This window comes from Alistipes timonensis JC136, from assembly GCF_900107675.1.
Lineage (GTDB): Bacteria > Bacteroidota > Bacteroidia > Bacteroidales > Rikenellaceae > Alistipes > Alistipes timonensis.
In genome coordinates, this window is sequence record NZ_FNRI01000001.1 from 117,508 (window position 1) to 130,683 (window position 13,176).

Below are 13,176 nucleotides of genomic sequence, written 5' to 3' on the forward strand. Positions count from 1 at the left end.
ACGCTACAAAAGTACGTTTATTTTCGGCCGAATCCAAACGCCGCGCTCCTGCCAGTCGGAAGAAATGGTGCTTTTGTCGGGGCTTTGGGGAATCTTTTTGCGTTTTGGCCGGAAAAAGCTATCTTTACGGGAAGCTAAAACCAATCCTGCCATGAGACTCCGCCGATTCCTGTCGCTGCTCTGGGGCGCCCTGCTGGCTGCCGCCACCGTGTGCGCCCAGCCTGTCAGTTCGCTCTATGACAAGGCCGAATACCGTATCGCCATGCGCGACAGCGTGCACCTCCATACCTCGGTCTATACCCCCAAGGCCCCGGGCCGCGCACCGATCATCATTTTCCGTACGCCCTACGGCACGGGCCCCTACGGCGCCGGCAAATTTCCCGCCGCATTCGATAAAGGCTATCTGCGCAGCTATGTCGACCGGGGCTATATCATCGTCCGGCAGGATGTCCGGGGCCGCAATCGGAGCGAGGGCGAGTTCATGCACATCCGTCCGGTGGGTTTCGGCGACGTGGACGAGGCTACGGACAGTTACGATACCGTAGATTGGCTGGTGAAACACATTCCCGGCAACAACGGCCGCGTCGGGTTTGCGGGCTGTTCCTATCCGGGATTCTACGCCCTGATGGGGGCCCTGAGCGGCCACCCGGCGGTGAAGGCCGTCTCGCCGCAGGCTCCCGTGACCGACTGGTATATGGGCGACGACGTGCACCACAACGGTATCCTGATGCTGAGCGACGCCGTGCGGTTCCTCCATTCGATGAACACCCCGCCGGAGGGGACGCCCCGGCGGGAACTGACCCTCTCTCCCGACGAACGCACGTTCTTTCTGGAACATCCCACGCGGGCCGACCTGACGAAGCTGCTGGCCCCCAACGCCTTCTGGGAGGAGATGTCCGGACATCCCGACTACGACGAGTGGTGGCGGGCGCGCGACACGCGCCGGGCGTGCTATAATATCCGTCCCGCGATGCTCGTCGTGGGCGGGACCTATGATGCCGAGGACTGTTACGGGGCGTGGAACCTCTATCGCGCCGTGGTGCGGCAGAGTTCTCCGACGCCGGCGCATCTGGTCGTGGGGCCGTGGGCGCACGGGGCGTGGTGCGGTGACGGCCGTAAACTCGGAGGCTGCGATTTCGGCGAGGAGGCCTCCGGAAGCTATTACATGGAAAATTTCGAAGCGCCGTTCTTCGACTGCTACCTTTGGGCCCGCGATACCGTCGACCGCCTGCCGCCCGTGTCGGTCTTCTCGTCGGGCGACAACCGCTGGCACACGTTCGATCGCTGGACTCCCGCCGGGGCCCGCCGGATGACCCTTTACCTGGCCGACGGCGGACGCCTTACGGAAGAACGCCCCACGGCCAAAAACTCCTCGACGGGTTACCTTTCCGATCCCGCCGACCCCGTGCCCTATGTCGAAACTTCCGGCATGCGGCGTCCCAAGGAGTATATGGTTGCCGACCAGCGGTTCCTTGCAGGGCGCAGGGACGTGCTGACCTTCGTCACCGAACCGCTCACGGAGGATGTGACCCTCGTGGGACCTGTCGAGGCGGCGCTCGAAACGGCGCTCTCGACCTCGGACGCCGATTTCGTCGTGAAATTGATCGACTGCTTTCCCGACGGGGGCGAACAGCGGCTCGTGCGGGGCGATGCCGTGCGGGGACGTTACCGCGACGGATTCACCCGTCCGAAAGCTTTCGTTCCGGGCAAGCCCGAGTGCGTGCGGCTGCGCACGACGGACATTGCCCACACGTTCCGCGCCGGACACCGGATCATGGTGCAGGTGCAGAGTTCGTGGTTCCCGCTCATGGAGCGCAATCCCCAGCAATTCATGGATTTGTGGAGTTGTACGGCATCGGATTTCGGTCCCTGCCGGGTGACGCTTTTCCACCAGCGTGACCGCGCTTCGTCCGTTACCGTCCATAAACTCTGATTCCGATGCAGCTGCGTATCGCCCTTTGCCAGCACGATATCGCGTGGGAACAGCCTGCGCGGAACCTCGCCCGGCTGGAGCCGCTGGTGGCCGCCGCCGCTGCCGACGTGGTGGTGCTGCCCGAACTGTTCGCCACGGGCTTCACCCTCGATCCCGCCGCTGTCGCCGACGGTCCCGGCGGGGAGGTTGTCACGACCCTGCACCGCTGGTCCGTGCAGTACGGCAAGGCCGTCGCAGGCAGCGTCGCCGTCGCTGAAGCGGGACGCTTCTTCAACCGGATGTATTTCGTGACGCCCGACGGCGGGTGCGCCTTCTATGACAAACGCCACCTGTTCACGCCCGGCGGCGAAGCCCGGAACTACACCCCCGGCAGCGACCGCGTGGTGGTCGAATATCGGGGTTTCCGGTTCCTGCTGCTCGTCTGCTACGACCTGCGGTTCCCGGTCTGGAGCCGCTGCCGCGGGGATTACGACGCCATCCTGTGCTGTGCCTCGTGGCCCGCGTCGCGGTGCGAGGTGTGGCGGACGCTGCTGCGCGCCCGGGCCATCGAGAACCAATGCTATGTCGCAGGGGTGAACCGGGTGGGGGACGACCCCTCGGGGCATTACGCCGGGGATTCGGCCTTTGTCGATTTCAAAGGCCGCACGATGGCCGAGGCCGGCGACCGCGAACAGACGCTCTCCGCGGCGTTCGATTCCGATGCGCTGGAGGCTTTCCGCTGTAAATTCCCCGCTTGGAGGGATGCCGACGATTTCCGGATTCAAATGTGATTCACCCGGCTTGTTTTTCAGGCGCAAATGTCGTATCTTTACGCACTTTTCGCGCCGGATTTCCCATGCACTCAATAAAAGGGGCCTCCGGTACGTTTTTCTCAACGAAAATGGAAGATACGATCAAAATACTCGGCGCCCGGGTCCATAACCTCCGGAATGTGGACCTCGAAATCCCGCGCCGCAAACTGGTAGTCGTCACCGGGCTCTCGGGCTCGGGCAAATCGTCGCTGGCCTTCGACACGATCTATGCTGAGGGACAGCGCCGCTATATGGAGACCCTTTCGACCTACGCGCGGCAGTTCGTGGGGACGATGGAGCGTCCCGACGTGGACAAGATCACGGGTCTGAGCCCCGTGGTGGCCATCGAGCAGAAGACGACCAACAAGAATCCCCGTTCGACGGTCGGCACCGTCACCGAAATCAACGACTTCCTGCGCCTCCTCTATGCGCGGGCGTCGCGGGCCTATTCGCCCGTCACGGGCGAGGAGATGGTCCACTACACCGACGACCAGATCGCCGACCTGATCCTCGGGGGTTTCGCCGGGCGCAAGATCGCCCTGATGGCCCCCGTCGTGAAAGGCCGCAAAGGACACTACCGCGAACTGTTCGAATCGCTGGCCAAGAAAGGTTACATCTATGCCCGCATCGACGGCGAAATCCGCGAAATATCGTCCGGCATGCGCCTCGACCGTTATAAGATTCACACGATCGACTTGGTGGTCGACCGGCTGACGGTGAACGAGGAGTCCCGCGACCGGCTGATGACCTCGCTGAAGGAGTCGATGCGGCAGGGCAAGGGCACGATGGCCGTCTATGATTACGGCACCGAGCAGCAGCGCTTCTATTCGCGCCACCTGATGTGCCCCTCGACGGGCATGGCCTTCGAGGACCCCGCGCCCCACACCTTTTCGTTCAACTCCCCGAAGGGCGCCTGCCCCCATTGCAACGGACTGGGCGAGGAGGCCGTGTTCGACATCGGAAAGATCATCCCCGACACCCGGCTTTCGCTGCGCGACGGGGCCGTCGAGCCGCTGGGCAAGTACCGCAACAACATGCTCTTCGCCATCCTCGAGATGCTGGGCCGCCGCTACGATTTCACGCTGGACGACCCCGTCGAGAGCTTTTCCCAGGAGGCGCTGAACGCCGTGCTGTACGGCGATTCCGAACCGCTGACGGTCGACCTCTCGGAGTTCAGCTCCCCGGGCGGACGGCAGTTTCTCTCGTGGGAGGGCGTCGCCGAATACATCGGCCGCACCGAGGACGACGATTCGAAGCGCGGCCAGAAATGGCGCGACCAGTTCCTCGTCTACCGCAAATGTTCGGTCTGCGGCGGCACGCGTCTCAAAAAGGAGGCTTTGCAGTTCCGTGTCGCCGGCAAAAATATCGCCGAGGTTTCGGCCATGGCCATTTCGGAGTTTTCGGAGTGGGTGCCCGCGATTCAGGCGCAGATGTCCGAAAAGGAGTGGAAGATCGCCCAGGAGATCGTTAAGGAGATTCGTGAGCGCCTGCGTTTCCTGATGGACGTGGGGTTGGGGTATCTTTCGCTGGCGCGTTCGTCGCGCTCGCTGTCGGGCGGCGAGAGCCAGCGCATCCGCCTCGCCACGCAGATCGGGTCGAAACTCGTCAACGTGCTTTACATTCTCGACGAACCCTCGATCGGCCTTCACCAGCGCGACAACCAGCGGTTGATCCGCAGTCTCGAGGAGCTGCGCGACGCGGGCAACTCGGTGATCGTCGTCGAGCACGACGAGGACATGATGCGCGCCGCCGATTTTATCGTCGACGTGGGTCCCCGCGCGGGCCGCAAGGGCGGCAACATCGTCGCCGCCGGGACTTTCGACGACATTTTGAAATCCGATACCATCACCGCCGACTACCTCACGGGACGCCGGCGGATCGAGATCCCCGAAACGCTGCGCAAGGGCACGGGCGAGAGCATCGTGATCCGCGGGGCCCGGGGCAACAACCTCAAAAACGTCACGGCGGAGTTCCCGCTGGGCAAATTCATCTGCGTGACGGGCGTCAGCGGTTCGGGCAAGTCGACGCTGGTCAACGAGACCCTGCGTCCGATCCTGTCGAAAGCCCTTTACCGCTCCTTCGACCAACCGCTGGAATACGATGCGGCCGAGGGCATCGACCGGATCGACAAACTGGTGGTCGTGGACCAGTCGCCCATCGGGCGCACCCCGCGGTCGAATCCCGCGACCTATTCGAACGTCTTCGCCGACATCCGCAAGCTGTTCGAAATGACCCCCGACGCCCAGATTCGAGGTTTCAAAGCGGGGCGTTTCTCGTTCAACGTCAAAGGCGGCCGCTGCGAGGAGTGCCGGGGTGCGGGCGTGCAGACCATCGAGATGAATTTCCTGCCCGACGTCTATGTGCGCTGCAAGGCGTGCGGCGGTCACCGCTACAACCGCGAGACGCTCGAGGTGAAGTACAAGGGCAAGAACATCGACGACGTGCTGAACATGACGGTCAATATGGCCGTGGAGTTCTTCGAGAACATTCCCAATATCCATCAGAAGCTCAAAGCGATTCAGGAGGTGGGCCTCGGCTACCTGACGCTCGGCCAGCCCTGCACGACGCTGTCGGGCGGCGAGAGCCAGCGCATCAAACTCTCCTCGGAGCTGTCGAAGCGCGACACGGGGCGCACGCTCTACATCCTCGACGAGCCCACGACGGGACTCCATTTCGAGGATATCCGCCTGCTGCTGGAGGTGCTGAACAAACTCGTCGACCGCGGCAATACGGTCATCGTCATCGAGCACAACCTCGATGTCGTGAAGGTCGCCGACCACATTATAGATATAGGTCCCGAGGGCGGGGCCGCCGGCGGTGAGATCATCGCCGCGGGTACGCCGCACGAAATCGCGCAGTGCGAACGCAGCTATACGGGGCAGTTTCTCGCAAAATTAGGCATTTAGCGCTTTCGGCATAAAAATTGTTCAGTCATAGCCGTAACAAACCTTATGTGCTATGAAAAAAACAGTCATTATCGTCTTGGGGCTGCTGCTTACCGCAACGGCCGTCACCGTGATCGGGCAGAAGAAAATCCTGTCGCCCAAAGAGGAACGCCGCGAGGTGCGCGAGAAACGCCGTGCGGAACGCATCGCCAACTACGAGAAGTTCATGGACTCGCTCGTGCTGTCGCGCAATTTCCAGTTCAATCCCTCGACCATGCAGCGTCAGCCCGCGGGTCCCATGCGCCAGATCATGAACCCCGCGTTCAACGTCGGCGTCTGGGACGGCACGATCGACATCTGCCTGCCCTATATCAAGGGATACGTGCCGCCTTACTACGTGACGGTTCTCAACTACACGGTCTCCGACGTGCAGGGCTACACCACCGAACAGACCCATGAGGGGTGGATGGTGACCTTCTCGACGTCGTTGTTCTCGGCTTCGACCTACACCTTCACCTTCGAGATATTCTCCCGGACGGGCGGCGCCAACCTCACGATCACTAATCCGTGGTACAGCCCCGTGCAGTATTCGGGTTCGATTTCGCAATTGTATTGATTATGAAACGTTTTTTTGCGGCCGGGACAGCCTTTTTGCTGGCCTGCCCGGTCGTCGCCCAGTCCCCGCAGTTTTCTGTGGGGACTTCGGGCGCTGACAGCATTCCCCAGACCACGATCGTCCCCGTGCAGCAGCCTCCGGTCCGGGTCGTGGAGCGCACGACCGTCTACGAGGAGCCGGAGAGGGGCATGGACCGTGCCCAGCGGCGGGCCTATCGGGCGAAGGTCTACGCCGCGAAGATCGATTCGCTGGTCCAGTCGCGCAACTATATGTTCTTCCCCAACTCGATGCAGGAGATTCCCGGCGGGATGATTCGCTCGATCTATGCCGACTATTTCTTTTTCGGGATGTTCGTCGACCATGTCGAGGTGCATTTGCCCACCGAGCGGGGCGTCACGCAGTATGTCGAGATGCTGAATTTCGACTCGATGTCGATCCGCGACTACCGGGCGGCACGCACGCAGTGGGGGTGGTCGGTCACGTTCAACATTGCCGACGGCGATGCCCTGTACCACGCCGATTTCGCCGTCTCGACCGTCACGGGCGAAACGGTGCTGACGCTTCTGACGCCCGCCGTCACGATGCGTTATGTCGGATGGCTGTGGAACAAACGGGTCAATGACCCGCGTTATCACCGGATGGATTGACAAAAGGCTGCCCGAGGGCAGCCTTTTCGTTCGTGTGAGGCCCCTTAGCCTATTTCTTGCAGATCAATGCCACGGCGGAGACGGAAATGCCTTCCTCCCGTCCCTCGAAGCCCAGATGCTCTGTGGTTGTAGCTTTGACCGACACCCGGTCATCGTCTACACCCATTGCGTCGGCCATCGCGGTGCGCATGGCGTCGATGTGCGGCCGCAGTTTGGGCCGCTGTGCGCGGATCGTGCAGTCCACGTTTCCGATCTCGTAGCCTTTCTCACGCAGCAGCGCCGCGACTTTCCGCAGCAGTATCTTCGAGTCGATGCCCCTGAACTCGTCCGACGTGTCGGGGAAATGCAGTCCGATGTCGCCCAGCGCCGCAGCGCCCAGCAGGGCGTCGCACAAGGCGTGGATCACCACATCGCCGTCCGAATGGGCGACGCATCCTTTCGTGTGCGCGATCTCTATGCCGCCGAGCACCAGCGGCAGGCCGTCGGCCAGGGCATGTACGTCGTATCCGTGTCCTATTCTGAAATCCATCGGTTTCCGTATTTTATATTGTCAAAGTTACGGATTTTTCCTAACTTTGCAAAAATGCAAATGCCTATGTCAGAAATTACCTCGCTGGAGCCCCGCCTCGTGTGGGAACAGTTCGACGCCATCACGCGCGTTCCGCGTCCTTCGAAAAAGGAGGGCAAGATCATCGACTTCTTGGTCGACTTCGCAAAAAAACACCATATCGAGTACAAGAAGGACGCCATCGGCAACGTCGTGATGCGCAAACCTGCCACGCCGGGCTTCGAGGAGCGTCCCGCGGTGATTCTCCAGTCGCACATGGACATGGTCTGCGAAAAGAACTCCGACGTGGAGTTCGATTTCGACAACGACCCCATCCGCACGCGCATCGACGGCGGGTGGGTCAGGGCCGAGGGTACGACGCTGGGCGCCGATTGCGGCATCGGCATGGCCGCTGCGCTGGCCGTGCTGCTCGACGAGTCGGTGGAGCACGGACCCCTCGAAGCGCTGTTCACCGTTGACGAGGAGACGGGCCTCACGGGTGCGTTCGAGCTGGGCGAGGGGATGCTCACTGGCAAATATCTCGTCAATCTCGATTCGGAGGACGAGGGCGAGATCTTCATCGGCTGTGCGGGCGGCATCGACACCATCGCCACGTTCCACTACACGATGGAGCCTGCGCCGAAGAATTACGCCTTCTTCCGCGTCGATGTCTCAGACCTGCAGGGCGGACACTCGGGCGACGACATCGACAAGGGCCGCGTCAACTCGAACAAGACCGTGGCGCGCCTGCTGTGGGACGGCATGCAGTCGTGCGAGCTGAAACTGAGCTACTTCAACGGCGGAAACCTCCGCAATGCCATTCCCCGCGAGGCTTACGCCATTTTCGGCGTCCCCGCCAGACTTAAAGGGGAGTTCGTGAAACGTTATAACCTGTTTGCCGCGGACCTCGAAGCCGAGTTCCGCTTCCGCGAACCCAATTTCCGGATCACCCTCAACGAGATGCCGCAGGTGGAGGAGGTCCTCGACGCGCGGACGCAGTTCGCGCTGGTCTATTCGATCGTGGGCGTGCCCAACGGCGTCATCGCCATGTCGTTCGCCGTTCCGGGACTGGTCGAGACCTCCACGAACCTCGCGTCGGTGAAATTCGCCGACGGCGACCGCATCGTCGTCACCTCGTCGCAGCGGTCGTCGGTCGAGAGCGCCAAGACCTATGTGATGCAGATGGTCGAGTCGGTCTTCGCGCTGGCGGGTGCCGACGTGGCCCATTCCGACGGCTATCCCGGCTGGGCTCCCAATCCGCAGTCGCGGCTGCTGGAGGTCACGGTCGAAGCCTACAAACGGCTGTTTCACACCGAGCCCAAGGTCCGCGCGATCCACGCCGGACTGGAATGCGGACTGTTCCTCGAAAAATACCCCGACCTGGAGATGGTTTCCTTCGGCCCGACGCTCCGCGGCGTACATTCGCCCGACGAGCGGCTGGAGATCGCCACGGTTCCCAAGTTCTGGGACCTGCTTTGCGAGACGCTGAAAAGTCTGTAACCACCGCTCAATTTTGTGCAATGGGGTCTTTCCCGACACGGATCAGATGGCTGTTGACTGCGTTTTTCAGCGTGGTCGCATCGTTCATTTCCCCCCCCCTCCACGCCGCGCTGAATAACCTGGATTACCGCTTTCACGCCATGCCGGAAACCTCCTATTACGGGGGTATCCACAGCATCGCCAAAGACAGCGTGGGACGAATCTGGTTCAGCGGATACGATGCGCTGTTCATGTATAACGGCAGTGCGTTCGTTCGGATGGACGATTTGGTCACGAGCCTCTCGCCGAGTTCCTACTGGAATTACGGACAGGTGGTCACGGACCACCGCGGCGGGTTGTACGTCGGAACCAACCACGGACTGCTGCGCTTCGACTACGGTTCCCGGAGTTTCGAATCGGTACTGGACGGGAATATCGGCTCGGTCATGGTCAACGGCGACGGTACGGTATGGCTGATCCGCAACAACGACATCGAGTCGTTCGATCCGGAACGCCTGCCCGAATTGGTGCGTTACGAACGGCCTCCGGACTGCTCGGTTTCGTCTTTGGCGCTGATATGCACCCGCGAATACGTTTATGCCGCGACGAAGGGGAACCTCTACCGGCTCAACCGCGAGACCGGACAGTACACGCTTTTCACGACTGTGGGCGGCGACGGCTGTGTGATCCGCGATGTCGTGGAGTACGGCGGGTCGGTCTATGTCCTTACGCTCATGGACGGCCTGTACGAATGCGACGGGGACGGCCGTGTCACGCAGTATTTCAGGCTGCCGGTCGAATACGAGAAGTCGGCCGGAGCCAAAGAGCTGTTTCTCGACACGTCGGGCATCATCTGGGTGGCCACGCAGTCGGGTCTCCTTCTTCTGGACCCTGCGACCGGCAGTACGCACCTTCTGCGTTCGAATCTCCATTATCCCTATTCGCTGCCCAACAATTCGGTGTGGTCGATATTTCCCGATCCCGACGGCGGGGTATGGGTCGGCACCTACGGGGGCAAACTGGCCTACATGACGCTGGCGGACAACGGCGTGAACTATTTCAAGGCCACGCCGGGCGGGCTGAACCATCCCATCGTCAGCTGTTTCGAGGAGGATGACGCGGGCAATCTGTGGATCGGTACGGAGGGCGGAGGCCTGAACTACTGGGACCGGAAAAACGACCGCTTCGTCTACTATACGCAGGAGAGCCGCAGCGGCATTACGTCGAACATGATTAAGCGGCTGCGCTACGACAGGGACGGGAGGCTGCTGATTTCGGCTTTCAACGGCGGCATCAAATTATTCGACGCGCGGCGGGGGCGTTTTACCGACCTGCGCATGTATTGTTCGGCCTCGCCGCAGCCGTTGAGCATTTACGATTTCGTGCAGGAGGGCGATTCGGGAATCTGGCTGACGAATCCCGACGCCGAGCTGATGTACGGAGATGCCGGGAGCGGCACCGTCGAAACCGTGTACCTGACGGACGACCGGGGAAATGAGGTCAGGCCGCACGTCGAAACGCTCTTCCACGACGGCCAGGGCCGTCTGTGGCTGGTGACGCACGACGGAGCGTATGTCGTGGATGCCGCTTCGCGGCGGATTTTGGCGCATTATTACCTCGAAGACGCTCCCTATTCGGAGAACAACCTCTGTTCGTATTGCGTCACGTCCGGTTCCGAAATCTGGTTCGGGACGCGCGGCGGGGGAGTCAATCTGTTGAGCCGCGACGGGGAGTATGCGAATTTCAAGGACCGGACCGGCGAAGGGCTGTCGGGGAAAACGGTTTTCGGCATTTTGGAAGATACGGTTTCGAAAAACGTCTGGTTCAGCACCAACAGCGGACTCTATTATTACGACTATGTGAGCCGGATGATCCGCAAGTCCCAGATCGACAGTCCGAACCTTTGCGGGGCTTACTACGTGCGGGCCTGCTATAAGACTTCGCGCGGGGAGATGCTCTTCGGGGGAACCGACGGCTTCATCCTGTTCAATCCGGGAAAGATCGGGCACAACGAGCAGAAACCGAAGGTTTTTTTCACCGACCTGCTGATTAACAGCGAACCCGTGAAGCCCGGTGTCAAAGACTCACCTCTGAGGCGGTCTATAACCACGATGGCCTGCGACGGGGACGACGGCAGCGCCATTGAGCTGTCGCACCGGCAGTCGAATCTCGAAATCTGCTTTTCGGCGAACAGCTACCTGGACGTCGGAAAAAATCAGTATGCCTACCGGATGCTGGGACTTTCCGAACGCTGGTCCCTGCTCCCGCGGGGCCAGAAGGCGGTGCAGTTCTTCAATCTGCCCGCCGGAAGCTATGTCTTCGAGGTCAAGGCCGCTAATAACGACGGATTGTGGGGCGACGAGGTTTCCTCCCTGCGCTTCGAAGTGAGCCCTTCGCCCTTTCTTTCCCGCTGGGCCTATGCCGTTTACGCCATGCTCCTGCTGGCTGTCGCCAGCTTTATCTGGCGCTATTTCACCGACAGGAAGATCTTCGAACAGCGGCTCGAGCTGGAACGGATCAAGGAGCAGAACATGAAGGAATTGACCCAGGCCCGGATCAATTTCTTCACGAATATCTCCCACGACCTCAAAACGCCGCTTACGCTGGTTGTCGATCCGCTGAAACAGTTGAAACAGCATTTGCCCGTGGACGCCCCGTGCAGCGACTATGTCCGCCTGATTGAAAAGAACGTGGGACGTATCCAGCGAATGATAAGCCAGTTGCTTCAATTCCGGGAGATCGAGAGCCAGAAGATGACCCTGAACCGGCAGCCGGGCGATCTGATCCGGTTTATCGACAGCATTTTTTCGTTGTTTGAGTTCTATGCCAGCAAAAAGGGTATCGAAACCGATTTCAGTTCCCGTTACGAGAGTTTCTACACCAGTTTCGACCACGACGTGATCGAGAAGATCTTCACCAACCTGTTCTCCAACGCGATCAAATACACCTCGGAAAACGGCTACGTAGGGGTGAAGATCGGCCGGGCTCCGCAGGAGCGGTGGCCGAAAGGGGCGGTGCCGGCCGCCGATACCGAATACCTTTCGTTTACGGTCACCAACACCGGGGCGGAGATTCCCGAGGACAAGAAGGATATTATTTTCGAATCGTTCAACCGCCTCTCCGCGCGCCGTCCCGAGTTCGAGAGCAGCACCGGCCTGGGCCTCGCCATCGTCCGGGAACTGGTCGGCAACCTGGCGGGGAGCATAACCCTGCATTCGGGAAATTCGAAGGTCGCCTTCACGGTGGTGCTTCCCTTCTCGCAGAGTGCCGAAAAGACCAGCAGTGCCGCCGAGTCGTACGACTACACGGTTTCCGAGATCGACAACCTGCTGAAAGAGTCCGATGCGGCTGACCGGAACGACCGGCGTGTCCGCAAGGCGTACGACATCGTGGTCATCGAGGATGATCCGGACCTGAGAAGCTACTTGGAACGGCGGTTGTCGGAATATTATAATGTATATACGGCGGACGACGGCCGGGAAGGCATTGCCAAGGTGGAGAAGATCTATCCCCAGATGGTTATCACCGACCTGATGATGCCGGAAGCCGACGGTTTCGATGTCTGCCGTTCCCTGCGGTCGAACATTAAAACCAGCCATATCCCGGTCATCATGCTGTCGGGGCAGGGAAAAGACGCCGACAACAAGATCAAGGCGCTGGAATGCGGAGCCAGCGTGTTCATCGACAAGCCGTTCGACATGGATTACCTGCTCGGACAGGTGGCCAACCTCATCAAGACCCAGAACGAGCTGAAACAGCGTTACAGCCGGAAATACATCGCCGAACCTTCGAAGATCACGATCTCCTCCATGGACGAGGAGTTGCTGAGAAAGGCGATGAACTACATCGAGCGTAACATCGACAACAACGACTACGACGTGGAATCGTTCGTGTCGGACATGGCCATCGGACGTACGCTCCTCTACCAGAAGTTGAACGACATTACGGGCATGTCGATCAAGGAGTTCATCATGGATATACGGCTGAAACGCGCCGCCCAGCTGCTCCGGGAGTCCGACCTGACGATCTCCGAGATCTCGATAATGACGGGCTTCGCCAATCCGAAATATTTTAGCATCTGCTTCAAGCGCCACTTCGAGCTTACGCCTTCCGAATTCAAGAAAAAGGCGTAAGCCCTGCCGTCCGGCCGCATCGTTTCCGCCCTGCCGCGCAGGGCAGGGGCATTGTTCGGACGGGAATGGTTTCATTTTGTGCGATACGTACAAAATGGAACCATTTCTGAATAAATGGCTACCATGCTATGGGCTCATTTTCAGC

Annotated in this window: 8 protein-coding genes; 7 read left to right on the forward strand and 1 reads right to left on the reverse strand. The window is 60.4% G+C overall.

Features of this window, described 5'->3' with window-relative positions:
* Positions 1-151: 151 nt before the first annotated feature.
* From BLU78_RS00490 to BLU78_RS00510, 5 genes are all read left to right on the forward strand, one after another.
* Entirely contained in the window at positions 152-1,933 is a 1,782-nt protein-coding gene (locus tag BLU78_RS00490) for a CocE/NonD family hydrolase (protein ID WP_010258783.1), read from the forward strand.
* Between the two features lie 5 nt (positions 1,934-1,938).
* Complete coding sequence (locus BLU78_RS00495; RefSeq protein ID WP_010258787.1) at positions 1,939-2,703, forward strand: amidohydrolase; 765 nt, start codon at positions 1,939-1,941, stop codon at positions 2,701-2,703.
* 110 nt (positions 2,704-2,813) lie between these two features.
* On the forward strand, positions 2,814-5,630 hold the full coding sequence (gene uvrA / locus BLU78_RS00500) for an excinuclease ABC subunit UvrA (RefSeq protein WP_010258791.1): 2,817 nt from the start codon (positions 2,814-2,816) through the stop codon (positions 5,628-5,630).
* A 52-nt stretch (positions 5,631-5,682) separates the two neighbouring features.
* The gene (locus BLU78_RS00505) at positions 5,683-6,225 is read left to right on the forward strand and encodes a DUF4251 domain-containing protein (protein ID WP_010258796.1); all 543 of its coding nucleotides are present in this window, start codon (positions 5,683-5,685) and stop codon (positions 6,223-6,225) included.
* A gap of 2 nt (positions 6,226-6,227) precedes the next feature.
* On the forward strand, positions 6,228-6,872 hold the full coding sequence (locus BLU78_RS00510) for a hypothetical protein (protein ID WP_010258800.1): 645 nt from the start codon (positions 6,228-6,230) through the stop codon (positions 6,870-6,872).
* A gap of 49 nt (positions 6,873-6,921) precedes the next feature.
* Here the strand turns inward: BLU78_RS00510 and ispF are convergent, their stop codons facing one another.
* Positions 6,922-7,401: a 2-C-methyl-D-erythritol 2,4-cyclodiphosphate synthase gene (gene ispF, locus BLU78_RS00515; RefSeq protein ID WP_010258802.1), complete on the reverse strand. Its 480-nt coding sequence runs from the start codon at positions 7,399-7,401 to the stop codon at positions 6,922-6,924.
* Between the two features lie 66 nt (positions 7,402-7,467).
* Between ispF and BLU78_RS00520 the strand changes: the two genes are divergently transcribed.
* A complete protein-coding gene (locus BLU78_RS00520; protein WP_010258805.1) occupies positions 7,468-8,919 on the forward strand; it encodes an aminoacyl-histidine dipeptidase in 1,452 nt (483 codons plus the stop codon).
* 140 nt (positions 8,920-9,059) lie between these two features.
* On the forward strand, positions 9,060-13,031 hold the full coding sequence (locus BLU78_RS00525; RefSeq protein ID WP_010258806.1) for a hybrid sensor histidine kinase/response regulator transcription factor: 3,972 nt from the start codon (positions 9,060-9,062) through the stop codon (positions 13,029-13,031).
* Positions 13,032-13,176 lie beyond the last annotated feature (145 nt).